28 protein-coding genes are annotated in these 23,760 nt (G+C 64.6%); 9 read left to right on the top strand and 19 right to left on the bottom strand.

Annotated elements, in window-relative coordinates; translation table 11 throughout:
* Positions 1–7 precede the first annotated feature (7 nt).
* Positions 8–523: an ATP-dependent zinc protease family protein gene (locus tag THITHI_RS0108900; protein WP_018232738.1), complete on the bottom strand. Its 516-nt coding sequence runs from the start codon at positions 521–523 to the stop codon at positions 8–10.
* A gap of 453 nt (positions 524–976) precedes the next feature.
* Here THITHI_RS0108900 and ppsA point away from each other — a divergent pair, with 453 nt between their 5' ends.
* Positions 977–3,343, top strand: a complete 2,367-nt coding sequence (ppsA, locus tag THITHI_RS0108895) for a phosphoenolpyruvate synthase (protein ID WP_018232737.1) — start codon at positions 977–979, stop codon at positions 3,341–3,343.
* A 142-nt stretch (positions 3,344–3,485) separates the two neighbouring features.
* Positions 3,486–4,298: a posphoenolpyruvate synthetase regulatory kinase/phosphorylase PpsR gene (gene ppsR / locus THITHI_RS0108890; RefSeq protein WP_018232736.1), complete on the top strand. Its 813-nt coding sequence runs from the start codon at positions 3,486–3,488 to the stop codon at positions 4,296–4,298.
* Between the two features lie 119 nt (positions 4,299–4,417).
* Here the strand turns inward: ppsR and cysQ are convergent, their stop codons facing one another.
* Together cysQ and nudE are read right to left on the bottom strand one after the other, a co-directional pair.
* Complete coding sequence (gene cysQ, locus THITHI_RS0108885) at positions 4,418–5,254, bottom strand: 3'(2'),5'-bisphosphate nucleotidase CysQ (protein ID WP_018232735.1); 837 nt, start codon at positions 5,252–5,254, stop codon at positions 4,418–4,420.
* Positions 5,251–5,793 carry an ADP compounds hydrolase NudE gene (nudE, locus tag THITHI_RS0108880; protein ID WP_018232734.1) on the bottom strand — a complete coding sequence of 181 codons (543 nt, stop codon included), beginning with the start codon at positions 5,791–5,793 and terminating at the stop codon, positions 5,251–5,253. The genes cysQ and nudE overlap by 4 nt, the downstream gene beginning before the upstream one ends.
* A gap of 307 nt (positions 5,794–6,100) precedes the next feature.
* Here nudE and yrfG point away from each other — a divergent pair, with 307 nt between their 5' ends.
* Positions 6,101–6,793, top strand: a complete 693-nt coding sequence (gene yrfG, locus THITHI_RS0108875; RefSeq protein ID WP_018232733.1) for a GMP/IMP nucleotidase — start codon at positions 6,101–6,103, stop codon at positions 6,791–6,793.
* A gap of 70 nt (positions 6,794–6,863) precedes the next feature.
* On the opposite strand, the gene THITHI_RS0108870 is transcribed toward yrfG, so the two are convergent.
* Positions 6,864–7,280, bottom strand: coding sequence for a YkgJ family cysteine cluster protein (locus THITHI_RS0108870; RefSeq protein ID WP_018232732.1), 417 nt, complete (start codon positions 7,278–7,280; stop codon positions 6,864–6,866).
* Positions 7,281–7,343: 63 nt separating this feature from the next.
* Positions 7,344–7,994 (bottom strand): 7-cyano-7-deazaguanine synthase, encoded by a 651-nt coding sequence (locus THITHI_RS0108865; RefSeq protein WP_083908776.1) that lies wholly within the window; start codon positions 7,992–7,994, stop codon positions 7,344–7,346.
* A gap of 53 nt (positions 7,995–8,047) precedes the next feature.
* On the opposite strand from THITHI_RS0108865, the gene hspQ reads away from it, so the two are divergent.
* The gene (hspQ, locus tag THITHI_RS0108860; protein WP_018232730.1) at positions 8,048–8,359 is read left to right on the top strand and encodes a heat shock protein HspQ; all 312 of its coding nucleotides are present in this window, start codon (positions 8,048–8,050) and stop codon (positions 8,357–8,359) included.
* A gap of 11 nt (positions 8,360–8,370) precedes the next feature.
* A complete protein-coding gene (locus THITHI_RS0108855; RefSeq protein ID WP_018232729.1) occupies positions 8,371–8,886 on the top strand; it encodes a tellurite resistance TerB family protein in 516 nt (171 codons plus the stop codon).
* A gap of 97 nt (positions 8,887–8,983) precedes the next feature.
* On the opposite strand, the gene THITHI_RS0108850 is transcribed toward THITHI_RS0108855, so the two are convergent.
* Positions 8,984–9,337, bottom strand: a complete 354-nt coding sequence (locus THITHI_RS0108850; RefSeq protein WP_018232728.1) for an HU family DNA-binding protein — start codon at positions 9,335–9,337, stop codon at positions 8,984–8,986.
* 200 nt (positions 9,338–9,537) lie between these two features.
* Here THITHI_RS0108850 and THITHI_RS0108845 point away from each other — a divergent pair, with 200 nt between their 5' ends.
* Positions 9,538–10,242, top strand: coding sequence for a sulfite exporter TauE/SafE family protein (locus tag THITHI_RS0108845; RefSeq protein WP_018232727.1), 705 nt, complete (start codon positions 9,538–9,540; stop codon positions 10,240–10,242).
* Positions 10,243–10,288: 46 nt separating this feature from the next.
* On the opposite strand, the gene THITHI_RS0108840 is transcribed toward THITHI_RS0108845, so the two are convergent.
* From THITHI_RS0108840 to THITHI_RS0108820, 5 genes are all read right to left on the bottom strand, one after another.
* The gene (locus tag THITHI_RS0108840; RefSeq protein ID WP_018232726.1) at positions 10,289–10,738 is read right to left on the bottom strand and encodes a DUF4426 domain-containing protein; all 450 of its coding nucleotides are present in this window, start codon (positions 10,736–10,738) and stop codon (positions 10,289–10,291) included.
* 105 nt (positions 10,739–10,843) lie between these two features.
* Entirely contained in the window at positions 10,844–11,146 is a 303-nt protein-coding gene (locus THITHI_RS0108835) for a DUF167 domain-containing protein (protein ID WP_018232725.1), read from the bottom strand.
* A 9-nt stretch (positions 11,147–11,155) separates the two neighbouring features.
* Positions 11,156–11,716 carry a YggT family protein gene (locus THITHI_RS0108830; RefSeq protein WP_018232724.1) on the bottom strand — a complete coding sequence of 187 codons (561 nt, stop codon included), beginning with the start codon at positions 11,714–11,716 and terminating at the stop codon, positions 11,156–11,158.
* Between the two features lie 53 nt (positions 11,717–11,769).
* The gene (gene proC, locus THITHI_RS0108825; protein WP_018232723.1) at positions 11,770–12,597 is read right to left on the bottom strand and encodes a pyrroline-5-carboxylate reductase; all 828 of its coding nucleotides are present in this window, start codon (positions 12,595–12,597) and stop codon (positions 11,770–11,772) included.
* A 172-nt stretch (positions 12,598–12,769) separates the two neighbouring features.
* Positions 12,770–13,468 (bottom strand): YggS family pyridoxal phosphate-dependent enzyme, encoded by a 699-nt coding sequence (locus THITHI_RS0108820; protein WP_018232722.1) that lies wholly within the window; start codon positions 13,466–13,468, stop codon positions 12,770–12,772.
* Positions 13,469–13,660: 192 nt separating this feature from the next.
* Here THITHI_RS0108820 and THITHI_RS0108815 point away from each other — a divergent pair, with 192 nt between their 5' ends.
* The 3 genes from THITHI_RS0108815 (at position 13,661) to THITHI_RS0108805 (ending at position 17,235) form a co-directional block, all read left to right on the top strand.
* A complete protein-coding gene (locus THITHI_RS0108815; RefSeq protein ID WP_018232721.1) occupies positions 13,661–14,695 on the top strand; it encodes a type IV pilus twitching motility protein PilT in 1,035 nt (344 codons plus the stop codon).
* A gap of 52 nt (positions 14,696–14,747) precedes the next feature.
* Positions 14,748–15,914 carry a PilT/PilU family type 4a pilus ATPase gene (locus THITHI_RS0108810; protein WP_026186199.1) on the top strand — a complete coding sequence of 389 codons (1,167 nt, stop codon included), beginning with the start codon at positions 14,748–14,750 and terminating at the stop codon, positions 15,912–15,914.
* 115 nt (positions 15,915–16,029) lie between these two features.
* A complete protein-coding gene (locus THITHI_RS0108805) occupies positions 16,030–17,235 on the top strand; it encodes a PilT/PilU family type 4a pilus ATPase (protein WP_018232719.1) in 1,206 nt (401 codons plus the stop codon).
* Between the two features lie 127 nt (positions 17,236–17,362).
* On the opposite strand, the gene THITHI_RS0108800 is transcribed toward THITHI_RS0108805, so the two are convergent.
* The 8 genes from THITHI_RS0108800 to THITHI_RS0108765 all read right to left on the bottom strand — a co-directional run bounded on the left by THITHI_RS0108800 (position 17,363) and on the right by THITHI_RS0108765 (position 23,754).
* A complete protein-coding gene (locus THITHI_RS0108800) occupies positions 17,363–18,232 on the bottom strand; it encodes a dihydroorotate dehydrogenase electron transfer subunit (RefSeq protein WP_018232718.1) in 870 nt (289 codons plus the stop codon).
* Positions 18,233–18,268: 36 nt separating this feature from the next.
* Positions 18,269–19,552, bottom strand: coding sequence for a dihydroorotase (locus THITHI_RS0108795; RefSeq protein WP_018232717.1), 1,284 nt, complete (start codon positions 19,550–19,552; stop codon positions 18,269–18,271).
* Complete coding sequence (locus THITHI_RS0108790) at positions 19,549–20,559, bottom strand: aspartate carbamoyltransferase catalytic subunit (protein ID WP_018232716.1); 1,011 nt, start codon at positions 20,557–20,559, stop codon at positions 19,549–19,551. Before THITHI_RS0108790 ends, THITHI_RS0108795 begins: the two co-directional genes overlap by 4 nt.
* On the bottom strand, positions 20,556–21,065 hold the full coding sequence (gene pyrR / locus THITHI_RS0108785; RefSeq protein WP_018232715.1) for a bifunctional pyr operon transcriptional regulator/uracil phosphoribosyltransferase PyrR: 510 nt from the start codon (positions 21,063–21,065) through the stop codon (positions 20,556–20,558). Before pyrR ends, THITHI_RS0108790 begins: the two co-directional genes overlap by 4 nt.
* 188 nt (positions 21,066–21,253) lie before the next feature.
* Complete coding sequence (gene ruvX / locus THITHI_RS0108780; protein WP_051079987.1) at positions 21,254–21,718, bottom strand: Holliday junction resolvase RuvX; 465 nt, start codon at positions 21,716–21,718, stop codon at positions 21,254–21,256.
* Positions 21,711–22,271 carry a YqgE/AlgH family protein gene (locus THITHI_RS0108775; RefSeq protein ID WP_018232713.1) on the bottom strand — a complete coding sequence of 187 codons (561 nt, stop codon included), beginning with the start codon at positions 22,269–22,271 and terminating at the stop codon, positions 21,711–21,713. The genes ruvX and THITHI_RS0108775 overlap by 8 nt, the downstream gene beginning before the upstream one ends.
* An 86-nt stretch (positions 22,272–22,357) precedes the next feature.
* Positions 22,358–23,245, bottom strand: coding sequence for an energy transducer TonB (locus THITHI_RS0108770; protein ID WP_018232712.1), 888 nt, complete (start codon positions 23,243–23,245; stop codon positions 22,358–22,360).
* Entirely contained in the window at positions 23,242–23,754 is a 513-nt protein-coding gene (locus tag THITHI_RS0108765) for a Gx transporter family protein (protein ID WP_018232711.1), read from the bottom strand. Before THITHI_RS0108765 ends, THITHI_RS0108770 begins: the two co-directional genes overlap by 4 nt.
* Positions 23,755–23,760: the final 6 nt, after the last annotated feature.

Below are 23,760 nucleotides of genomic sequence, written 5' to 3'. Positions count from 1 at the left end.
TGTGTCTTCAGTCGTCGCAGCGCGGCGGCTGCAGATAGGTGTGGCCGGGGTCCACCAGGATGATCCCTTCCATGTGATTGCGCCCGATCAGCGCCTGATAGGTGAGTTCCGTGCGGTCGACCAGGCTGATGTCCGCATCCCTGCGGTGCGTGCCCATACACAGTTCCATGCTCACCACTGGACGGCGCTGGTGGTTGCCGTCGTGGCGGATGATGCGTACATAGCGCACGATCTCGCGCTCCAGGCGCTTCGTGTCGTCCTCGTCTTCCGGATTGATGATGTCGAATGCGATCCATTCCTGCCCGTCGCGCTCGAAGATCTCCTTGTTGAGCGCATTCAGCGACGATGTGGTGGCGCCGGTGTCCATCTTGGCCTTGAGTTCGATGTTCTCCGGCCTGATCGTCACCTTCTCCACCCATCCGTGGACGGATTGTTCCCGGATTTCGTCATGGTCCGGTTTTTCCCCGTGCGCGGCCGGGACCCAGGCCGCAAGAATCAGGAACCATGGCAGAAAACGAAGCATCGATGTGTCCTTGGGGCGAACGACAGAGGGGTGCCCGGCAGACCGGCGGGCAGAAAGCGGACTTGAGTTTTGTCCGATGGGTGTCAGGATGGTTCCTTGGATCCCATCAGGCCTGTGGTGGCGGAAGAGTGTCTCTGGCGGTCTTTTTGGCCTTATAATGTCACCTATATCATATAGAGGTGTGTAGGCTGCCAAGCCCCCATGCGGGGCCGGGAACCCCGTTGTCCTGTCGGCGATGACCTGGACCCTCCTGGTGCCGGGTGCGCGGGTGTCCCCCCGCGTTCCCGGGATGGCAGGCCTGCCCTGTGGACGGGCGCGTCCCGGCAGACGGGCGACCCGACGCCTCTGTGCGGTTGCCTTGGGGGGCGGGATCATACACAGTCGGCATAATTCTGTTCACGGCCCGCGGTTCGCCGCCGCGGGGCAAGTCGCGCTTGATGCGGAGGTCCGGTAATGAGTGAGTACGTGCTGTGGTTCGATGAACTGGGCATGGGTGATGTGGGCCGGGTGGGCGGCAAGAACGCCTCCCTCGGCGAGATGATCAGCGGCCTGTCCGGGGCCGGTGTTCAGGTGCCCGGCGGCTTTGCGACCACCGCCGAGGCCTACCGCGAGTTTCTTCGCCACAAGGACCTGGATAAGCGCATCAACCAATTGCTCGACAAGCTGGATGTGGACAACATCAACGCCCTGCGCGAGGCCGGGCGCACCATCCGCGGCTGGGTGGTGGAAACCCCCTTTCCTCAGCCGCTGACCGATGCCATCCGCGAGGCCTGGAATCGCCTGGAGTCGGATACCGAGGGCGAGTGCACGGTGGCGGTGCGTTCCTCCGCCACCGCCGAGGATCTTCCCGATGCCTCGTTTGCCGGGCAGCAGGAGACCTTTCTCAACGTGCGCGGCGAGGAGGCGGTGTTCAGGGCGATCCACGAGGTGTTTGCCTCCCTGTACAACGACCGGGCCATTTCCTACCGGGTGCACCAGGGCTTTGACCACGCCGATGTGGCGCTCTCCGCGGGTATCCAGCGAATGGCGCGCAGCGACGAGGGCGCCAGCGGTGTGATGTTCACCCTGGATACGGAGTCCGGATTCCGCGATGCGGTATTCATCACCGCCGCCTGGGGCCTCGGCGAGACGGTGGTGCAGGGGGCCGTCAACCCGGACGAGTTCCATGTCTACAAGCCGGCGCTGGCCGAGGGTCGCCCCGCCATCCTGCGGCGCAACATGGGTTCCAAGGCCATCAAGATGATCTTCGGCGACGACGGACAGCAGACGCGGACCGTGGATGTGGAGGAGGCCGATCGCAACCGCTTCAGTCTGACCGACGAGCAGATCACCGACCTGGCCCGCCAGGCGGTGATCATCGAGAAGCACTACGGTCGGCCCATGGACATCGAGTGGGCCCTCGATGGCGTGGACGGAGGCCTCTACATCGTTCAGGCCCGGCCCGAGACCGTTGAGAGCCGGCAGGACGGGCAGGTGATCGAGCGTTTTCACCTGAAGCAGAAGGGTGGCAAGGTGCTGGCCACGGGTCGGGCCATCGGCCAGAAGATCGGTGCCGGCAAGGTGCGCGTGGTGGCCGGTCTGGAAGACATGCACAAGGTGGAGGCGGGCGACGTTCTCGTCACCGACATGACCGACCCGGACTGGGAGCCGGTGATGAAGCGCGCCGCCGCGATCGTGACCAACCGGGGCGGCCGCACCTGCCACGCGGCCATCATCGCCCGGGAGATGGGGATTCCCGCCGTGGTGGGATGCGGCAATGCCACCGAGACCCTCCCGGACGGTACCGAGGGCACGGTGGTGTGTTCCGAGGGCGACGAGGGGCGGGTCTACGAGGGCAGGCTGGATTTCCAGGTACTCAGGACCCGCACCGACACCATGCCGGAGCTGCCCCTGAAGGTCATGATGAACGTGGGCAATCCGGGCCGGGCCTTCCATTTCAGCAGTATCCCCAATCACGGCGTGGGTCTCGCCCGGCTTGAATTCATCATCAACAGCATGATCGGGGTACATCCCAAGGCGCTGCTGGAGCATCACACCCTGCCGGAAGACCTGCGTGCCGAGGTGGATCGCCGCATCGCGGGCTATAAGGACCCGGTGAGCTTCTATGTGGATCGCCTGGTGGAAGGCATCAGTACCCTGGGTGCCGCCTTCCATCCCAAGCCGGTGATCGTGCGCCTGTCGGACTTCAAGTCCAACGAGTACGCCAACCTGCTCGCCGGTGAGCGTTACGAGCCGGAAGAGGAGAACCCCATGATCGGATTCCGGGGCACCGCGCGGTATCTGTCCCGGGAGTTCCGTCCCTGCTTCGAGCTGGAATGCCAGGCGGTGCGCCGTGTGCGCAACGACATGGGGCTCACCAACGTGGTGATCATGGTCCCCTTCGTGCGCACGCTGGCCGAGGCCGAGGGCGTGATCAGCCTGCTGGCGGACCTGGGGCTCAAGCGGGGCGAGAACGGGCTCAAGATCTACATGATGTGCGAGATTCCGTCCAATGCCGTGCTGGCCGACGAATTCCTCGAGTACTTCGACGGCTTCTCCATTGGTTCCAACGACCTCACCCAGCTCACGCTGGGCCTGGACCGGGACTCAGGCCTCGTGGCCGGCAGCTTCGACGAGCGCGACCCGGCGGTGAAGAAGCTGCTTGCCATGGCCATTCAGGCCGCACACCGCGCCGGCAAGTACGTGGGCATCTGCGGCCAGGGCCCGTCGGACTATCCCGACCTGGCCGAGTGGCTCATGGAGCAGAAGATCGACAGCATCTCCCTCAACCCGGACACGGTGGTGGATACGTGGCTGATGCTGGGAGGACAGGAGGACTGAAGTGGGAAGTGTGAATTGGGATTGGGAAGTGAGAACTAAAATCATCTGTCCAATGCGCTTGAGCAGGGATCGAAGGTGTATACGGTCTCCGTTGCGCCCTAATGCCATTCCCACTTCCCAATTCACACTTCCCACTTCATAAGTGCGTACCGTCTTCTACATCTCCGATGGCACCGGCATCACCGCCGAGACCCTGGGCCATACCCTGCTGACCCAGTTCAACGGTCTGAAGGTCAATCCGGTGAGCCTGCCGTTTGTGGATACGCCGGAGAAACTCGATGCGGTGCTGGTGCGTATCGAGCGTGCCGCGCAACATGACGGCGTCCCGCCGCTGGTGTTCAGCACGCTCATCGACAGCCGCCTGCGTGATGGTCTGGCCCACTGCAAGGGCGTGGTGTTCGATTTCTTCGACACCTTCACGCCGAAGTTGGAGGAGGTCCTGGACATTCCGGCCGCGCCGGCCACCGGCCGTTCGCACGGCATGGGCAACCTCCATACCTACACGCGCCGCATGAACGCGCTGCACTATGCGCTGGCCAACGATGATGGTGCGGTCGTGCGCGAATACCCCATGGCCGACCTGATCCTGATCGGCGTGTCGCGCAGCGGCAAGACGCCCACCTGCCTGTACCTGGCCCTGCAGTACGGCATCCAGGCGGCCAACTACCCTCTCACGGAGGGCGACTTTGACAGCGGCGATCTCCCCGGCCAGCTGGTACCGCATCGCCACAAGCTCTTCGGTCTGACCGTGGATCCGGAACGCCTGCAGCAGATCCGTGCCGAGCGGCGTCCGGGTACCACCTACGCGAGCGCGGAGCAGTGCCGCAGGGAACTGGCGGCGGCCGAGGCGCTGTTTCGCCGTGAACACATCCCCTACCTCAACATCACCTTCATGTCCGTGGAGGAGATTGCCGCCACGCTGATCAACCAGTCGGGCCTGCAGCGGCGCATCTGAACCTTCTGAACCACGAGGCTCACCAGGGGCACGAAGAAGTTCAAGGAATTCCTCTCACGCGAAAGAATCTTTTTTACCCCGGCCATTCTTCGTGTTCCCGTGATTGCAATGCCAACGCGTCAGATCGAAGACGCTATTCCCGTGAGGGTGTCCAGCCAGCGCTCGTCGCCGATGACGAGGAACTCGGGGTTTCTCAGAGACTCCCGGGTGTTGTAGCGCAGGGGCTCCCCCTGCAGGTCGACCACCTGGCCGCCGGCCTCGCAGACTACGCACTGAGCAGCGGCGGTATCCCACTCACAGGTGGGGCCCAGGCGGGGATAGATGTCGGCACGGCCTTCCGCCACCAGGCAGAACTTGAGCGAGCTGCCCATGCTGATGAGCTCGTGCTTACCCAGGCGCTCCAGCAGCCGGCCCATGCGTTCGGTGCCGTGGGAACGGCTGCCGGCCACCACCGGGTGGCGCCGGCGCCGCCCGACGCGGATCGCCTCCGGACCTGCTCCGGAAGCGTTGCGGCTCGCCCCGAGGCCCCGGGCGGCCGTGTAACACAGGTCCAGAACCGGGGCATACACCACGCCCAGAACCGGTTCGTGATCATGAATCAGCGCGATGTTGACGGTGAACTCACCGTTGCGCTTGACGAACTCCCGGGTACCGTCGAGGGGGTCCACCAGCCAGTAGGTCCGCCAGCCTGATCGCTCCGAAAAAGGGATCCGGTCTGATTCCTCCGAAAGTACGGGCAGGGCCGGCGTGAGGTCCTTCAACGCGGTCACGATGTGGTTGTGGGCCGCCATGTCCGCTTCCGTGAGCGGCGAGCGATCGGTCTTTTCGGTCACATGAAAGTCCTGTTCATAGACCGCCAGGATCAGTGCGCCCGCCTGCCGCGCGATCAGGCAGGCATTGTTGTGCAGGTGTTCCAGGGAAAGGTCCGCGGGAAGGTCCTTCGCACGCGAGGTCATCGGGCCAGACGCTCCCGGGCCAGATACAGGGCGGCGATACTGCGCGCCTCGGTGAAATCCTCCTGGGCCGTGAGCGCCTCGATCCGATCGAGCGGCCAGGGCACCACTTCGATGGCCTCGGGCTCGTCTCCGTCCAGGCGCTGTGGATGCAGGTCCCGGGCAAGCACCACATGGGTGGTGTGGCTCAGGTATCCGGGGGCAACGGTCAGCGAGGTGAGATGGATGAGCTTCCGGGCGCCGTAGCCCACCTCTTCCATGATCTCCCGGTTGGCCGCCGCCAGCAGATCCTCGCCGGCCTCGATGCGCCCCTTGGGCAGGGCCAGTTCGTAACGGTGGGTGCCGGCGGCGTATTCACGGATGAGCAGCACGTTGCCGTCGTCCATGACCGGAACAATCAGCACCGCGCCCCGGCTCGAGCCCACCAGGCGCTCGTAGCGTGTGTTGACCCCGTTGGAGAACTCGAGCTCCACCTCCTCCACGTGGAACAGGCGGCTGCGGGCGACTGTGCGGCTGCTCAGGATCGTCGGTTTCTTGCGCACATCACTCTCCTTCGGTGTCGGCAGGCCCCGCAGTGGAGGCGCCTTCGGAATACGCGCCCTCGGGGCCCCGGCAGCAGGCGGAACGCGGTGTGCAACCGGCCCTCGAGGGGGTGTCCATGTGCATGGGACAAGCGCCTTCGGGAACTGCCGCATGCATGGCCCCTTGCGGATCCGGCGGGCCCCGAACCCGTCTTTATTGTACCGCACCTGCCCGCGTGGCATGGCGCCTGAGCGGCCCGGTCGTCACCGGGCCCGAAGCTGTGGCAGCGGGGTGGGGTGGTTGCGCGATTTGAGGGATAATGGCGCCATGGATCGTCCGACGAAGACAGGATTCCCGGCCCTGGCCTGGGAGCAGGTGGAAACGGTGATGCTGGACATGGACGGCACCCTGCTCGACCTGCATTTCGACAACCACTTCTGGCAGGAGCATCTGCCCGTGCGCCTGGCCCAGATGCGGGGTCTGGACGAGGCGGAGGTCCGCCCCTGGCTGAGGGCGCGAACCAATGCCGTGCGCGGACAGTTATCCTGGTATTGCCTGGATTACTGGGCCCGGGAACTGGGCGTGGACATCATGTCCCTGAAGCGCGAGATCATTCACCTGATCTCGGTGCATGAACACGTGGAGCCGTTTCTCGATGCGGTCAGGCGCAGCGGCCGTCAGGTCATGCTGGTGACCAACGCCCATCGGAACAGCCTGGATCTGAAGCTGGCCTGCACGGAAATCGGCTGTCACTTCCACCGGGTCGTTACCGCTCACGACCTGGGTTGCGCCAAGGAGGAACCCGGTTTCTGGGACAGGCTGCGCGAGAGGATCCCTTTCGACCCGGAAAGATCCCTGTTCGTGGACGACAACCTGGCCGTGCTGCGCGCCGCCCGCGACTACGGCATCGCCCACCTCAGGGCAGTCCGGCGTCCCGATTCCCGTGGTGACGAGGTGGAGACCGACGAGTTTCCGGCGATCGGGGACTTCAGGGAGTTAGGGAAACCCTCTGAGGTGTGAAGTGGGAACTGGGAAGTCGGAATGAAAGGCCTTTAACTTCGCACTTCCCAATTCTCAATTCCCACCTCCCTCACCCTCTTTCCCACCGCTTGAAGCGTTTCCTGCAGTACTTCAGCATCGAGGCGTAATCCGGGAAGTAGAGATCAAAGCCGTCCTCTGCGGGCGCATCGAACTCGCAGTAGTCGTTGGAATGCTCCCGGCAGATCTCGGGGCGCACCTCGTAGATGCCGCATCGTCCGTCCGGCTGCAGGTGCGAGCACCGGGCCTCCACCAGCAGGTACCAGCCATCCTCGTCCTTGTAGGCGCATACGTTCTCGTGAGACACCTGCCACAGGAGATGTTCGAAGTCGTACTTCGAGCGCGGTGTATCGATCTCCTGGGTAATGTAGGTGCAGCACTTGGAGTTGGTGCAGAAATCGCACTTGTTCTCAGGTGTGATCTTCACGCCGGGCGCGGGATGTACGGGGATGTCTGCCAGTCGGTTCATGACGGTCTCACTGCAGGTCGGTCACGGGGAGGTCTGGGCAGGCATGATAAACAAGTCGGCGGATCATGTCTCACGCGGCGTATGACGATAGGGAGTGGGGTCTTCAACGCCTGCCGTCCTGAACGCGGCACGCCGGTGGCGGCACTGGGGGCATGCACCGCAATGGCGTTCATGTCCCAGAAGGCAACTCCAGGTATCCGCGAAGGTCACGCCCAGTGCATGCCCGAGCCGGATGACTCCGGCCTTGTCCAGATCGATGAGCGGCGTGGCGACCTCGAGTCCGGGTTGCAGGGTGTCCACGAGCGCGGCGAAATTTTCCAGAAACGGCCGCGAGGCGCTGGGGTAGGCGTCCGTGTCCTCCCGGTTCAGCGCCAGCGCCACCCGGGTGATACCACCCCGGCCCGCATAGCTCACCGCCAGGGCCAGTATGACCAGGTTTCGGTGAGGCAGGGGCACGTGGGGCCGTTTCTCCAGGCCGTCGCGAAAGCCTTCCCCCGCGGCCGAGAGGTCCAGGTGGACCGGCTTCAGCCCGTGATGGGCGCACAGCCGGTCCGCGGCCCGCGCCTCCTGCCGGGCCGCCCTTTGGCCATAGTCCACCACCAGCGGCGTCACAGGGCGTTCGGCCGCCTCCCGGGCCAGCAGCGTGGCGCTTTCGATGCCGCCACTGAGCAGCAAGAGGGAACCGGCAGTCTGTCCGGGACTCGAAATTGACAAGGAAGCCCCCATATTGGAATCAAACGGCTACGGAGCGCGAGGTACCGCAACCCATGAATCAGGCAGCTTTCAGTATCGGACAGATCATACATCACCGCCTGTTCGGCTATCGGGGCGTGGTGGTGGACGTGGATCCCGATTTCCAGGGTACCGAGGAGTGGTACGAGTCCATGGCGCACAGCCGCCCGCCCCGGGACGAACCCTGGTATCACGTGCTGGTGGACGGTCAGCCGGTGCAGACCTATGTGGCGCAGCGCAACCTGGAACTGGGGGACGCGAGCGCGCCCATCGAGCATCCTCATACAGAGGCGTATTTCAGCGGTTTCGAGAACGGCAGTTACCGCGCCCGGGCGCAGGTCAACTGAAGGCGGGCACGGTGCTGGATCGCATCAGGCATTTCTTCGAACAGCATATCGTGGCGGAACTGCGCGACGCTTCGCCGCCGCGCTCCGGCCAGGGTAGCGGTGGGGATCCGGACCATGCGCTGCATCTGGCCACGGCCGCCCTGCTGCTGGAGGTCAGCCGGGCTGATTTCCATGTGCACGACAAGGAACTGGCTGCAATTGCCGGCATACTTCAGCGCCAGTTCGATTTTGGCGATGAGGAGACCCGCGAACTCCTGGAGGTCGCCCGCTCGGAAAGCGACGAGATGCTCTCGCTGCATCCGTTCGTGCGGCTGATCAACGAGCATTTTGATGGTCAGGGCCGCGCGCGCATCATCGAAGACCTGTGGCACGTGGCCTATGCGGACGGCAAACTGGACAAGTACCAGGAATACACGGTGCGCAAGATCACCGACCTCCTCTATGTGCCGCATTCGGTCTACATCCGCGCGAAGCTCAAGGCGGAGGAGGGTGTCAGGGACAGGATGCCGGACGCAGGGGACCACTGACGCCAGGCGCGGATCTTCTTGTATCCTGTCTCTGGCACTTGCGGCAGAACGATCGGGCCCGGCAGCGCCGGGCCCCGTTTATTCAGCCGCAGTGGCCTTAAATCATGTCTTTCAGGTTCTTGAGCGGCAGGACCTTGACCACCTTGCGGGCCGGCTTGGCCTTGAACATCATTTCTTCGCCGGTGGCGGGGTTACGGCCCTTGCGAGCCTTGGTGGCGGGCTTCTTGACCACCTTGATCTTGAGCAGCCCGGGCAGGGTGAACATGCCCACGCCCCGGGGTTTCACGCTCTTCTGGATCAGGCCCTGCAGGGAGTCCAGAGCGGCGCCGACGTCCTTCTTGCTCAGGCCGGTTTCGCCGGCGATGTGGGTGAGGATCTCGGTCTTGGTGGGTGGCTTCTGAGCCGCGGAGGCGGCGGCCTTGGTCTTCGTCGCGGTCTTCTTCGCTGCCATGGGGTGGCTCCCTGTTGGAGCGCAACGGTGCGCTCGATTGGAGATGCAGATGCGTGCGGGAAACGCCGGATCAGGTGCGGCGCGTCCCTGGGTTGAATCGCGGACTAAGATAGCACGATGAATGACTACTGGCGAGATGGTTTTCTCAGAGCACCGGCGTGTGTGTTCAACAGGAATTCACGCTGTTCTGAGGTGGTGTCGTGATCGAGCACGGAACCCTGATTGCGGCGTTCGTGGTGGGCCTGCTCGGTGGTGTTCACTGTGCGGGGATGTGCGGCGGTATCGTGGCGGCGCTGAGCCTGGGCACGGCCCGGCCCGAGATCTCCGCCGGGGATGCGCCCCGGGGCGCATCCCCGCACATCCTGCTGGCCTACAACGTCGGCCGGATCCTCAGTTATGTCGTGGCGGGGGCGATTGCCGGGGGAGCCGGCTGGTTCGCCACGCGCATGATGGATGTGAACCAGGCGCAACTGGTGTTGCAGATTCTTGCCGGGCTGTTCATGGTCGCCCTCGGCCTTTACCTGGCCGGCTGGTGGCACGGCCTGGCACGGGTGGAGCGGGCAGGCGGCGTGCTGTGGCGGCGCCTGGAACCCCTGGGCAGGCGCTTCATGCCGGTCCGGTCCCCTCGCCAGGCCGTTTTGCTCGGGCTCGTGTGGGGCTGGCTGCCCTGCGGCCTCGTCTACAGTGTGCTGATCTGGTCGATCTCTGCCGGCGGCGCCTTGCAGGGTGCGGCACTCATGGGCGCCTTCGGCCTGGGCACCCTGCCGAACCTGCTGCTCATGGGCGCCATGGCGGCAAGACTCGGTGGCGTGCTCAGGGCTTACGGGGTGCGTACCGTAGCGGGTCTGATGGTGGCGGGTTTCGGCCTGTACATGCTGGCGCAGGTCTGGCGTGCATGGGGCTGAGTGCCGGCATTGCGCCGCCCCGCACCTGCCGGGGCCGTCGGCCCCGTCAGCGTGTAAAGAACTGCTGGCGAAAACGAATGTCCAGGGGGTCGCCGCCTCGGGGCACGGCCTGGATCACGAAGTCGAGGGTTTCGCCGTCATCAATGCCGATCTCTGCCAGGTAATAGATCGCTGATTCGTCCCTGATCTCGCGGAACGACAGGTTGCGGGTCTGACCGCGCAGGTTGACGCTCTTGCCGGTGACATGTGCAAGCTGCGGCTCGGCGGTCACGCCCAATGCCTTCTTCATGACACTGATGTTGACCAGTGCACGGTTTCGGCTTCGGGTGATCCCGTAGGAACTCGCGACGGAGGGTGCAAGGAAATCCGTATTGATGGCGTTGAAGTGCACCACGAAATCGCCAAAGTCCTGTTGACCTCCCGCCTGCGCCTTGGCACCCGGTGCGATGACGAGTGCGAGCAGCAGAACTGTGTGTATGACATGCAAGGGTTTCATGTGGCGATGCTCCTCCGTTGCGTACCGTGGTTCCTGGTGTAAGGGGTTTCGAACGTCCCCCTCATTGCAAGTGTAGCCAAAAAACATCCATGCGAGCGCGGGTTTTCAGCGGGGCGGCGCCAGGGTCGGGAATGCCGCCGGAAGACGGCCCGGTGCGCTGATGCGCAGGGTCTTGTCCCGGCCGGTTTCGCCGGCGGTGATCCGTACGGCGCTGCGTTTCACACCGAAAGAGCGGGCCATGAAACGGATCAGGTGCTCGTTGGCCTTGCCATCCACGGGTGGTGCGGTCAACTGAATCTTGAGCCGGTCTCCCAATACGTCACCCACGCCGTCCCGCGAGGCCCGGGGCTGTACCCGAAGCCGAAGATAGAGATGCTCATCCTCCCAACGATAATATCCTTCGGTCACGCCGGGGGGTCAGAAAAGCGAGCGCAGAAGGATCAGCAGCACATTGAGGCCGATGATCGCCACCAGGGGAGAGAGGTCCACCATGCCCATCTGCGGCATGACGCGGCGAATGGGATCCAGTATCGGGCGATTGAGGCTGTGGAGAAGGCCGGACAGGGGGTTGCGCCCCATGTGGCCGCCGGCGGCCATGAACCAGCTCATGATCGCGTGAATGATAATGCTCACGATGTAGATGTAGATCAGCAATTGCAACAGCTGGAACACCGTCACCATGAACACCACGCCGAACGGGGGGTTCACGCCCCGCATCGTCGCCACCAGCCAGATCTCAAGCATTTTCAGCACTATGATCAGCAGGAGCACCGATGTGTCCAGCCGGCCCAGCGGCGGCACGAACCGGCGCAGCAGCAGCACGGGCGGGTTGGTCACGGTGACCAGGAACTGGGAGATCGGGTTGTAGAAGTCTGCGCGCGCCATGGCCAGCAGCATGCGCAGCATGAGTGCGATCACGTACAGGCTGAGCAGGGTGGAGACCAGAAAGACGCTGACATCCTGAAGGGGGGTAGGCATGGTGTGATGGTTCTCCTTGCGGGCTCATGGCCCGTGAACACGTCGCCGGGCGCTCAGTCCCTGCCCAGTTGATCGGCCAGTTCCCGCGAGCGGTCCCGGGCGGCGGTCAGCGCCCGGGCCAGCAGCTCCCGTAGCCCGCCGGATTCCAGTACCTGCAGGGCCTGTTCAGTGGTGCCTCCCCGGGAAGTGACCCGGGCGCGCAGCGTGGCCGCATCCTCCTCGGATTCCAGCGCCAGCTTGGCTGCCCCGAAGGCGGTCTGGAGCGCCAGCAGACGCGCCGTCTCCCGGGGCAGCCCCAGCTGCACACCGGCGTCCTCCATGGCCTCCATGACCAGGAAGCAGTAAGCGGGCCCGCTCCCGGACAGGGCGGTGACCGCATCCAGGGCGGCCTCGTCGTCCAGCCAGACGGTAAGACCCACGGCCCGCAGTATGGACTCTGCCACCGCCTTCTGATCGGAGCTGACGCGTGCATTGGCCACCAGCGCCGTGGCGCCGCTGCCCACCAGCGCAGGCGTGTTGGGCATGCATCGCACCACCGGGAGATCGCCGCCCAGCCAGCGTTCGATGTCCTCGCCACGCACTCCGGCGGCGATGGACACCACCAGCGGACCCCGGGCCTGCACGGCCCCGGCAAGCCCGCGGGCCACGCCCCCGAGCACCTGCGGCTTTACCGCCAGGACCAGCACGTCCGCATGGGCCACCGCCTGGTCGGCGTCGGCGTGCACGTGCACCCTCGGCCAGCGCCGCGAGACGCCTTCCCGTTGTGCCGCATCCGGATCCACCGCCCACAGGGCGTCCTCCGGCCAGCCGTCCTGGATGAGTCCGCCGATCAGGCTCCGGGCCATGTTGCCGGCACCGATGAATGCGATGGGTTCGTTCATGACGAGGGTGTCCGCAGGTTGCTCATGGTCCAGATGATACTCATCCCGGCCCGGTCAAGGCCACCTGCCGAACCGGTCGTGAGTGAGGTGCCGGCTGCTCCCCGTCGAAGCCGGCAGTCTATGAAGGGGTGCCGTCAGCTGAAGCCGGGCCCGGTCCCCGGGCGCATTGGACTTACTTGCCGGTCGGCTTTTGGCGGGCGCCGAACAGGGCCGTGCCCACGCGCACGATTGTAGCGCCCTCGGCGATGGCCGCCTCCAGGTCGTTGCTCATGCCCATGGAGAGGGTGTCCAGGCGGTGGCCCCGGCGTTGCAGGTCCTCCATGAGTTCCCGGACCCGGGCAAACGCCTGACGCTGAAGGGCCGCGTCGTCGGTGGCGGCCGGTATGGCCATGAGTCCGCGCAATTCAAGCCCGGGCAGACCGGCCACGGCCTGCGCCAGCGCGGGCAGGTCTGCCGGATCGGCGCCGGACTTGCTTTCCTCGCCGCTGACATTGACCTGCAGGCAGGTCTGGATGGGCGGCGCGCCCGCCGGGCGTTGCTCGCTCAGACGGCGGGCGATCTTCTCACGATCCACCGAGTGCACCCAGCCGGACAGTTCGGCGATGAGCCGTGTCTTGTTGCTCTGGATCGGCCCGATGAAATGCCACTCCACCTCGAGGTCCGCCAGTGCCCTGGCCTTCTCCGCCATCTCCTGCACGTAGTTCTCGCCGAAGGCGCGTTGACCGCAGTCGATCGCCTCGCGCACCCGCTCCACCGGATGCGTCTTGCTCACGGCGAGCAGGCGGATCTCTTCAGGCGCCCTGCCGTAGCGAATTGCCGTCTCGGCGATGTGCGCCTGGAGGTGATGGAGTCTGTCGCAGAAGGTGTCCATGGTGCTGTGCTATATTCCAATCCGGTTGCTGGTTCAGATTTCGGCCCCACTCTCCGACACGGGCCGTGTATCAGGAGACATCCGTCTGCCCGGTGTTAACTACCGTTCATGCGCGATGCCGCTTCACGCCCCGGCCGGCGGCGGGCAGACTCCGCGCAAAAGCCTGACAGGGCGCCAGACTTGGGGGATTGAATGGACATTACGCAGCTGCTCGCGTTCGGGGTCAAGAACGGTGCCTCGGATCTGCACCTTTCCGCCGGACTGCCGCCCATGATCCGGGTGGATGGCGACGTGCGGCGCATCAACGTACCCGCCCTGGAACACAAGGAAGTTCACGGCATGGTGTACGACATCATGAACGACAAGCAGCGCAAGGATTTCGAGGAGTTCCTGGAAACGGATTTTTCCTTCGAGATCCCAGGCCTTGCACGTTTTCGGGTCAATGCCTTCAATCACAACCGTGGCGCCGGCGCCGTCTTTCGGACCATCCCCAGCAAGATTCTCTCACTGGAGGAACTCAACTGCCCGCGCATCTTTGAACCGATCTCGGAATACCCGAGGGGTATCGTGCTGGTGACCGGCCCCACAGGGTCGGGCAAGTCCACCACGCTGGCCGCCATGATCAATCACAAGAACGAAACCGAGTACGGGCACATTCTGACCATCGAGGATCCCATCGAGTTCGTGCACGAGAGCAAGAAGTGTCTGGTCAACCAGCGCGAGGTGCACCGGGACACTCTGGGTTTCAACGAGGCCCTGCGATCGGCGCTGCGCGAAGACCCGGACACCGTGCTGGTGGGCGAGATGCGCGATCTGGAGACCATTCGCCTGGCGCTCACCGCAGCCGAGACCGGTCACCTGGTGTTCGGCACCCTGCACACCAGTTCCGCGGCCAAGACCATCGACCGTATCGTGGATGTGTTCCCGGCGGCGGAAAAGGACATGGTGCGGGCGATGCTGTCCGAGTCCCTGCGTGCCGTCATCTCCCAGACCCTGCTCAAGCGCATCGGCGGCGGGCGCGTGGCGGCCCATGAGATCATGCTGGGCACACCGGCCATCCGCAACCTGATCCGGGAGAACAAGATCGCCCAGATGTACTCGGCGATCCAGACCAGCCATGGTGTCGGTATGCAGACCCTGGATTCCAGTCTCAAGGAACTGCTGGCGCGGGGTATCATCGGCAAGGAAGACGCCCGCCGCAAGGCGACCAACCCGGACAGCCTGTGAGCCTGCCTGTGTCCGCGGGGCACTCCGACGACCGTTTGACGAGGCTTTCATAATGGATCGAGAAAAGGCCATACGATTCATGCACGACCTGCTCCGGACCCTGCTCAGCAAGAAGGGCTCGGACCTGTTTGTCACCGTGGGTGCACCGCCGTCCATGAAGGTCGACGGGCGAATGACACCCATCACCAATCAACCCCTTTCGCCTGCCCACACCCAGGTGCTGGTGCGGTCAATCATGAACGATCGCCAGGCGGCCGAGTATGAGCGTTCCCAGGAATGCAACTTCGCCATCAGCCTTCCAGGCGTTTCGCGGTTCCGCGTCAGTGCGTTCACCCAGCGGGGCAGCGCGGGTATGGTGCTCCGGGTCATCACCACCGAGATTCCCACCACCGAGGAACTCAATCTGCCGCCCCAGGTGAAGGACATCTCCATGGCCCGGCGCGGGCTCGTGATCTTCGTGGGCGGTACGGGATCGGGTAAATCCACCTCGCTGGCAGCCATGATCGGATATCGCAACCAGAACAGCTACGGCCATATCGTTACCATCGAGGATCCCATTGAGTTCGTGCATTACCACGTCAACTGCCTGGTCACCCAGCGCGAGGTGGGCGTGGATACCGAGAGCTACGAGATCGCGCTCAAGAACACACTGAGACAGGCACCCGACGTGATCCTGATCGGCGAGATCCGGGACCGGGAGACCATGGATCATGCAATCGCCTTTGCAGAGACCGGGCACCTGTGTCTGTCCACCCTGCACGCCAACAGTACCAACCAGGCACTGGACCGCATCATCAACTTCTTCCCCGAGGAGCGGCGCCAGCAATTGCTCATGGACCTGTCACTCAACCTCAAGGGGCTGGTTTCCCAGCGCCTGATCCCCAAGAGCGACGGCAAGGGCCGAGTGCCGGCCGTGGAGATCATGATCAACTCGCCGCTCATGGCGGATCTGATCTTCAAGGGCGAGGTTCACGCCATGAAGGAACTGATGGCCGAGTCCAATGAACTGGGCATGCAGACCTTCGACCAGGCTCTGTTCCAGTTGTTCGAGATGGGTCAGATCAGCTACGAGGATGCATTGCGCAATGCGGATTCGGTCAACGACCTGCGTCTGCGCATCAAGCTCGACAGCAAACGGGCCCGCCGGGAAAATCTCCTGGAGGATACCGAGAACCTGCAAATGGAGGAATCGCCGGAGGAATCCGGCATGCTTAAATGACAGTGGCAAGTCTCAAGTGGCAAGGGAAACCACCCCCACCCGGCTCTCCCCCATGAGGGGAAGGGTTGGGGAGGGAACCCTTGCCACTTGAGACTTGCCACTTGAGACTGCCTTTATGCAAATCGAGCCCTATCTCAAACTGATGGTGAAGAAGGAGGCGTCGGACCTGTTCTTCACGGTGGGCGCGCCGGCCAGTGTGAAGGTCGAGGGCGAGATGCGGCCCATGAGCCGCCAGCCGCTTGCGCCGGGAGCGGTCAGGGACATAGCCTATGAACTGCTGGATGAACGCAAGATCGAGGAGTTCGAGCGCACCCGGGAAATGAACATCGGCATCTCCGTGGAGGAGTTGGGGCGCTTTCGCGTGAACATCTACATGCAGCGCGGCGAAGTCTCTATGGTGATCCGTTACATCAAGTCGGACGTCCCCACGATCGAGCAGCTCCATCTGCCTGTTGTGCTCAAGGATCTGGTGCTGGGCAAGAATGGCCTTGTGATCGTGGCGGGCTCCACCGGCTCGGGTAAATCCACCTCGCTGGCGTCCATGATCGACTACCGAAACGCGCAGACCTACGGTCACATCCTCACGGTGGAGGATCCGATCGAGTATTCATTCACCCACCGCAAGTCCATCGTCGGGCAGCGGGAGGTGGGGCTCGACACCATGTCCTACGAGAACGCCCTGCGCGAGGCCATGCGCGAAGCGCCGGACGTGATCATGATCGGAGAAATCCGGGACCTGAAAACCATGGAGGCCGCGCTCAGCTACGCCGATACCGGCCACCTCGTGCTCTCCACCATTCATGCGGTCAACGCCAATCAGGCCCTGGACCGCATCATCAACTTCTTCCCGCCGGATTCCCGGCGGCAGATCCTCATGGATCTGTCTCTCAACATCAAGGGCATCATGTGCCAGCGGCTGGTGACCACCAAGGACGGCACCCGCCTGCCCGCCACCGAAGTACTGCTCAACACGCCCTACATCTCCGAACTGATCCGCAAGGGCGAGGTCAGCGGGATCAAGGAGATCATCGGAAAGGGCGCCTCTGTAGGCATGCATACCTTCGACCAGTCCCTGTTCGAGCTGCACAAGGCGGGTACGATCAGCCTGCAGGAGGCGCTTGCCAAGGCCGATTCCCGTGGGGATCTGGAATGGCGTATCCACTTTGGCGGCGGCGTGAAGGCCACCAAGGAGGCCGACGATTCCCTGCAGATGCCCAGCGACGTCGTCACCCCGCCCCCGGCGGAAAGCGCCCGCCCTCCCGCCACCCACTTCGATGATCTCAAGCCGCTGTCGGAGAGCGGCCTTGACAAGGACGAATGAGGTGCAAAGTGTGAATTGGGAAGGGGGAGATGAAGTGGGAAGTGGGAAGTGAGAAGTGGGAAGTGAGAAGTGAGAAGTGAGAAGTCAAGTTATTCCATTTCCGAGTTCCCAATTCACACTTCCCACTTCAAAACACTGTCTTCGCGTCAAACACCGGCCCGTCCACGCATACCCGCTTCATGGCGGGACCCTGATCCGTCCTGACTTCCACCACGCATCCGGCGCAACCGCCCACGGCGCAGGCCATGAATTCCTCCAGTGAAACCTGACAGGGGAGGTGATACTCCACCGCCAGCCGAGCGCACGCCTCCAGCATCGGGTGGGGGCCGCAGGCGAAGATCTCGACCCGGTGTCTTGCGGGTCCTTCCAGCGCGTCCAGCCACAGCCTGGCCAGGTCGGTGACGTAACCCTCATGACAGCCGGAGAAGCCCGACAGGCTGGTGAGCCGGCAGGGGACACCCCAGTCCTCGAGCAGGGGCATGGTGGCGATCACGCCATCGGGCATCCCCGGCAGCATGATCCCGGATGGCCGTGTCCTGAACGGAAATGGTGCCTCGGAACCCATGAACACCACCGGTTGATACGCCGGGTTTGCACGCAGCATCGAGGCGAGAAACACCATGGGCGGGATGCCGACACCGCCGCCAAGCAGCAGTGCCAGAGGCCGATCGCCATGGGGCTGGAACGGTTTGCCGATGGGACCCATGATGCTGAGGGTCTCGCCCACGGCTCTGCGCGCCAGCAGGCGGGTACCTTCCCCCACCGCCTTGTAGAGAAACTCCACCCAGCCCGCCCGGGGGTCCGAGCGCATGATGGACAACGGCCGGCGCAAGGGCAGCAGGGGATCGCACTGGATGTGGGCAAAGCTGCCGGGTTCGGCGCTCTGCGCACAGCGGGGCGCATGCACGCGCAGGATGTACTGCTCACCTGCGAAGGCGTCGTGGGCGAGGATATTCGCGTCCTCGACAAAAATGGTGCCGCGATGGGGCTTGTTCATGGCTTCGTTCCGTGTCTCTGCGGCAAAAAGACGCCTTCAACCCTGTGCATGTTCGTAGATGACCCGTCCCGCCACCAGGGTGTGGGTGATGCGGCCCCGGAACGTCCATCCGAAGAACGGGCTGTTGCGTCCCTGGCTGACCCAGTTGCCCGGCTCCGGAGCGTAGTCCGCATCCATGTCCAGGATGCAGATGTCGGCCCGGTGGCCCGGTGCCAGGGTACCCACCGGCAGGCCCAGGATCGCCGCGGGACTCGCCGTCAGGCAGCGCACCGCCTCGGTGAGGTTCAGCACTCCTTCTTCCACCAGGCGCAGTGTCAGGGGCACCAGGGTTTCGAGTGCCGAGATGCCGGGCTGGGTGTCCGGGAAAGGTGCGAGCTTGGTGTCCGCCTCGTGGGGCTGATGATCCGAGCAGATGACCGAGACCGCCCCGTCGGCCACCGCCTGGCGCAAACCGTCCCGGTCACGCTGGCTGCGAAGCGGGGGCATCACATGGCACAGGGTGTTGAAGTCGGCCACGTCCATGTCCGTGAGGAACAGCTGGTGGGCCGCCACGTCGGCGCTCACCGGCAGTCCGTCGGCGCGTGCGCGCGCCACCAGGTGTGCGGCCCGGGCCGTCGACAGGCGGCACAGATGCACCCGCACGCCGGTCTGTTCGGTGAGCGCCAGGATCATGCCGAGCGCCGCGGTTTCCGCTGCCTCCGGGATGCCGGGCAGACCCAGACGGGTGCCTACGGGCCCTTCGTGCACGCAGCCATGGGCATTGAGCGACCAGTCGATGGGATGCAGGAACACGGTCAGTTCATGGCTGGCGGCGTACTCCATGGCCCGGCGCAGCAGCAGGTGGCTGGTCATGGGTTTGAGCGCCTGGCTGACCCCCAGTACCCCTGCGCGCTTGAGGGCAGCCATCTCCGAGAGCTGGTCGCCCCCGAGCCCGGCGGTCAGTGCACCCAGTGCATGGACGCGTACGCCGCAGGCCTGTTTGGCACGCCGGGTGATGAGTTCCACTTCCGCCGGAGAATCCACGGGCGGGTTGGTATCCGGCGGGCAGCACAGGGTGGTGATGCCTGCACTCGAAGCGGCCCGGGTCTCCGAGGCGATGGTGGCCTTGTGCTCCTGCCCGGGTTCGCGCAGGCGCGCTGCCAGATCGACCACCCCGGGGATGACCAGGCGTCCGGCGGCATCGATGCGTCGCTGGGGTTCGAAGCCATCGGGCGCCTCGTCCAGGGCCACCACCGCGTCCCTCTGGATATAGATGCTTGCGACACGGTCCAGACCCTGGGCCGGGTCCACCAGGCGGCCGTTCTCGATGAGCAGCTTCACTGCGTCAGGCCTCCGCCCATGATCATGGACATGACCGCCATGCGCACGGCAATGCCGTAGGTGACCTGTTCAAGGATCACCGACTGGGGTCCGTCGGCGACGCGGGAGTCGATCTCCACGCCCCGGTTCGCAGGGCCCGGATGCATGACCAGGCAGCCCGGATTGGCCAGGGAGAGGCGTTCCTGGGTGAGTCCGTAGAGCTGGAAGAACTCGTGTTCCGAGGGCAGCAGGCCCGCCTCCATGCGTTCGCGTTGCAGACGCAGCATGATGACCACGTCCACGTCCCGCAGGCCCGTGCGGATATCGTTGTAGACGTGTACGCCGAGCGATTCCACATGGGCGGGCAGCAGTGACTGGGGCGCGATCACTCGGATCTCTCCGGTGTTGAGGATGTTCAGGGCGTGGATCTGGGAACGGGCCACCCGGGAGTGAAGGATATCGCCCACAATGGCCACGCGAAGGGCGCTGAAGTCGCCCTTGTGACGGCGGATGGTGAACATGTCCAGCAGGGCCTGGGTGGGGTGGGCATGGCGCCCGTCGCCGGCGTTGAGTACCGCCACGTGCGACGCCACGTGACGGGCGATGAAGTGGGCCGCTCCACTCGCCTGGTGGCGCACCACGAACATGTCCACGTACATGGCTTCCAGGTTGCGCAGGGTGTCCAGCAGGCTCTCGCCCTTGACCGTGGCCGAGGTGGAGATGTTTATGTTGAGCACGTCCGCGGAAAGGCGCTTCGCGGCCAGTTCGAAGGTGGTCCGGGTGCGTGTGCTGGCCTCGAAGAACAGGTTCACCACGGTCTTGCCGCGCAGCAGCGGCACCTTCTTCACGGACTTGGCATTCATGCTGGCGAAGGATTCCGCCGTGTCCAGAATCTCGGTGATCAGTGCGTGCGAGAGCCCCTCGATGGTGAGCAGATGCCGCAGTCGGCCCTCGTCAGTGAACTGCAGACTTGCAGGCAGGGGGCCCGGTGCCGGAATAAGCGGGGACGTCTGAATCGAGCTGCTCACGGCTGGCCCTTCAGGTTGACGATCTCCAGCCGGAGCGGGTCGGGCCCGCGCAGCTTCACCTGCTGGTCCGGGCGCAGGCTGAGATGCTGGCCCACCACCTGCGCCTCCATGGGCAGTTCCCGCCCGTCGCGTTCCACCAGCACGGCCAGCGTCACGGAGGCCGGGCGACCGAAGTCGAAGATCTCGTTGAGGGCGGCGCGGATGGTGCGTCCGGTGAACAGCACGTCGTCCACCAGCACGATATGCCGGTCGTCCACGGAGAAGGGCAGGCTCGACGGCTTGACCTGGGGGTGCATGCCGATGCGGCTGAAGTCGTCCCGATAGAAGGAGATATCCAGCACTCCGAGGGGCTGGGAGAGGCCCAGCCGCCGATGCAGGGCCTGGGCCACCCATACGCCGCCGGTATGAATACCGATCATCACCGGGTCCGGGGTGCCCCGGGCGCTCAGGCGCTGCTTGAGTGCCTCGGCCATGCGGTCCAGCACAGCCTGGATGTCTTCGCTCATGTCGTGTCCCCCGCGCGGTTGGCGGCTTTGGCGCGCTCCCTTGCGTTCGGGTGTTTTCCGGCCCGCAGAATGTTACAGGATGGGTGGCGGGGGTGCACTACATGCCCATGCATCGTTCACCGTTCGGCTGCCACGGATCCAACGTGCTTCCGGACGGCCGGTACGGGTGGATGATGCGGGGCGGACTGTCAGCCGTCCGAGAGCCAGTTCTCCAGCAGGATCACGGCCGAGATGGCGTCGATGTCTTCCTTGCGTACCCGGCGACCCCGCCGCCCGCTCTGGCGGGCCTCGCGCAGGCGCTCCGCAGCCTCCATGGAGCTCAGTCGTTCGTCCACCCGTACCACGGGCAGTGCATACCGATCGGAAAGCCGCTCGCAGAAGCGCTCGATCAGGGGTTCAAGTCCGTGATCGCTGCCGTCCAGATTGAAGGGTTTGCCCACCACGAAGACCCCGGGCCGCCATTCGCGCACCAGCCGGTCCAGTGCATTCCAGTCCGGCTCATTGCCCCGGTTGGCCACCGTGCCCAGCGGTGTGCCGCCGCCGCTGTCCGCGCTGCCCACCGCCATCCCGATCCGCCGCTGCCCGAAATCGATCCCGAGCGCGGTCAACCCCTTGCCACTTGCCACTTGAGACTTGCCACTGTCCTTACGCATGTCCCGCATCACCGCTCATCAGCGAGAGGTCGATACCGAGCCGGGTGGCCGCTGCTTGCCAGCGGTCCGGGGCGGGCAGTGTAAAAAGGATATCCGGGTCCGCGGATGTGGTGAGCCAGGCGTTGCCGGCGATCTCCTGCTCCAGTTGTCCCGCGCCCCAGCCGGCGTAGCCCAGGGCCACCAGGCAGCGTTCCGGCCCTTCATGGCGCGCCATGGCCTCGAGAATATCCCGTGAGGTGGTCACGGCCACGGTGTCCGCCACCTGCACCGACGACGACCATGAGCCGCCGGGCGGATGCAGCACGAAACCGCGGTCCGGCTGCACAGGGCCGCCGTTGTATACGGGGATCTGCGCACAGGTATCGTCCGCCTCGATCTGCATGTGCTCGAGCACGGTACGCAGGGTCAGGTCCGACGGCTGGTTGATCACGATGCCCATGGCCCCTTCGTCACTGTGTTCACAGATATAGGTGACCGAATGAAAGAAATTCGGATCCTGCAGGCCGGGCATGGCGATGAGGAACTGGCTTGTGAAGTTGTTGTTGGCGGTCATGGGTTGAATGCGTGGTGCGGTATACGGGAGTATCGGGCGCGGACCCGGATCATCGCAAGCCCGGACGGTGACGTGATATTTCCATCTCAGAATCGGGTGCGCATGCGGGCCTCTCCCTGGAACACCCAGGTGCGCGTGATCATCAGCTGATCGTAGCGTTTGCGCATCTCTTCGGGAAAGGGGGCAAACGGGCTGGACAGCTCCACGATGCGCCGGGCAGCGTCATCCAGGATCTGGTGCCCGGAACTGGAGGCCACTTCCACGGTGAGTACGCGCCCCTCTCGATCCAGCAGCACGTTCAGGATGAGCGAGCCGTCCAGTCGCCGCCGGCGGGCGTCGTCCGGATAGTTCAGATTACCCACCCGCTCCACCTTGCGTACCCACGACTCGATGTAGCTGGCCTCCACGGCACTGCGGGCGCTCAGGGCATCCACGTAATGGATGCGGGGGCGTTCGGCGTAGCGCTGCGTACGTTCCCTGATCTCGGAGCTGAGCCGCGCCATCTCGAGGCTGCGCTCGACGAGCCGGTCAGCGCTGGGCACGTCCAGACGCGGGGCCTCCTCCACGGGTTCCGGTTCAGGTGCCGGCGTGTCCGCGTCTTCAACGGCGAGCACCGGGATATCCTCCGCCGGGGCCGGTTCGGGCGCCGTGGGAGTGGCCTGTTCCCGGGCCTGCCCGTCGGTGGGCAGCGGCAGGGGCGCCGTCATCGGCGCGCTGGGCCGGTCGGGCTCCTCCGCCTGGCCGCTGGCCTGCTGATCCGCCTGGGCGATGCGCTCGGTCTCCTCGGGCGGGGTGGGTGATTCGGTTTGTACCAGCACCACATCGATCATGGGCGGCGTGCGCTCGCCGGAACCCAGGTGGATGCCGAAGCCGACGCCCAGGATCACGATGCCGTGAATCACGGCTGCCAGGAACAGGGTGAGGCCCAGCCGGTCGCCGGAAGTGATGGTATGGACGGACGGGGCTGCGCTCATGAGGATGTTGCCGGAGGCAGTCGGTAGATCCGGTTGGCCATTGTACCAGTGGCCACACCGAACAGCAGGGCGGCCGTCAGCAGGATCGGCAGAAGCTTCAACAGGGCCGGATGGGGGATGATCAGCGTGTAGGCGATCAGAAACTGCCCCAGCATGTGGGCCATGGCCGCGAGTACGCACAGGCCGATGGCGCTCAGCCGGGGCCCGGTCAGGGCGTGGGCGGCCAGCAGCACCGCCAGGCTTGCCAGGGCGCCGCTGATGCTGAGCAGGAAGGTGGGGCTCAGGAACGTGCCCGTCAACAGGCTGCCTGCGATGACACGCAGCACGCTGATCCAGGCCGCCACGCGCCAGCCGTACATCATCAGGGCCACTACGGTGATTACGTTTGCGAGACCCGGCTTGACGCCCGGCAGGGGGCTGGGCAGTGCCGATTCCAGCACGTGGATGGCAACGGCCAGTGCCGCCAGCCAGGCGATCAGGTGGTCTTCACGGGTGGTTGATAAGCGCATCAGGGA

This window comes from Thioalkalivibrio thiocyanodenitrificans ARhD 1, assembly GCF_000378965.1.
Taxonomy (GTDB): Bacteria; Pseudomonadota; Gammaproteobacteria; order Ectothiorhodospirales; family Ectothiorhodospiraceae; genus Thioalkalivibrio_A; species Thioalkalivibrio_A thiocyanodenitrificans.
This window is presented reverse-complemented; position numbering and strand designations above follow the sequence as displayed.

Excerpts from the sequence above, each read along its gene's own strand:
- THITHI_RS0108900 (WP_018232738.1), bottom strand. The coding sequence starts at position 523 with ATGCTTCGTTTTCTGCCATGGTTCCTGATTCTTGCGGCCTGGGTCCCG.
- ppsA (WP_018232737.1), top strand. The coding sequence starts at position 977 with ATGAGTGAGTACGTGCTGTGGTTCGATGAACTGGGCATGGGTGATGTG.
- cysQ (WP_018232735.1), bottom strand. The coding sequence starts at position 5,254 with ATGACCTCGCGTGCGAAGGACCTTCCCGCGGACCTTTCCCTGGAACAC.
- yrfG (WP_018232733.1), top strand. The coding sequence starts at position 6,101 with ATGGATCGTCCGACGAAGACAGGATTCCCGGCCCTGGCCTGGGAGCAG.
- THITHI_RS0108870 (WP_018232732.1), bottom strand. The coding sequence starts at position 7,280 with ATGAACCGACTGGCAGACATCCCCGTACATCCCGCGCCCGGCGTGAAG.
- hspQ (WP_018232730.1), top strand. The coding sequence starts at position 8,048 with ATGAATCAGGCAGCTTTCAGTATCGGACAGATCATACATCACCGCCTG.
- THITHI_RS0108850 (WP_018232728.1), bottom strand. The coding sequence starts at position 9,337 with ATGGCAGCGAAGAAGACCGCGACGAAGACCAAGGCCGCCGCCTCCGCG.
- THITHI_RS0108840 (WP_018232726.1), bottom strand. The coding sequence starts at position 10,738 with ATGAAACCCTTGCATGTCATACACACAGTTCTGCTGCTCGCACTCGTC.
- THITHI_RS0108830 (WP_018232724.1), bottom strand. The coding sequence starts at position 11,716 with ATGCCTACCCCCCTTCAGGATGTCAGCGTCTTTCTGGTCTCCACCCTG.
- proC (WP_018232723.1), bottom strand. The coding sequence starts at position 12,597 with ATGAACGAACCCATCGCATTCATCGGTGCCGGCAACATGGCCCGGAGC.
- THITHI_RS0108820 (WP_018232722.1), bottom strand. The coding sequence starts at position 13,468 with ATGGACACCTTCTGCGACAGACTCCATCACCTCCAGGCGCACATCGCC.
- THITHI_RS0108815 (WP_018232721.1), top strand. The coding sequence starts at position 13,661 with ATGGACATTACGCAGCTGCTCGCGTTCGGGGTCAAGAACGGTGCCTCG.
- THITHI_RS0108810 (WP_026186199.1), top strand. The coding sequence starts at position 14,748 with ATGGATCGAGAAAAGGCCATACGATTCATGCACGACCTGCTCCGGACC.
- THITHI_RS0108805 (WP_018232719.1), top strand. The coding sequence starts at position 16,030 with ATGCAAATCGAGCCCTATCTCAAACTGATGGTGAAGAAGGAGGCGTCG.
- THITHI_RS0108800 (WP_018232718.1), bottom strand. The coding sequence starts at position 18,232 with ATGAACAAGCCCCATCGCGGCACCATTTTTGTCGAGGACGCGAATATC.
- pyrR (WP_018232715.1), bottom strand. The coding sequence starts at position 21,065 with ATGAGCGAAGACATCCAGGCTGTGCTGGACCGCATGGCCGAGGCACTC.
- ruvX (WP_051079987.1), bottom strand. The coding sequence starts at position 21,718 with ATGCGTAAGGACAGTGGCAAGTCTCAAGTGGCAAGTGGCAAGGGGTTG.
- THITHI_RS0108775 (WP_018232713.1), bottom strand. The coding sequence starts at position 22,271 with ATGACCGCCAACAACAACTTCACAAGCCAGTTCCTCATCGCCATGCCC.
- THITHI_RS0108770 (WP_018232712.1), bottom strand. The coding sequence starts at position 23,245 with ATGAGCGCAGCCCCGTCCGTCCATACCATCACTTCCGGCGACCGGCTG.
- THITHI_RS0108765 (WP_018232711.1), bottom strand. The coding sequence starts at position 23,754 with ATGCGCTTATCAACCACCCGTGAAGACCACCTGATCGCCTGGCTGGCG.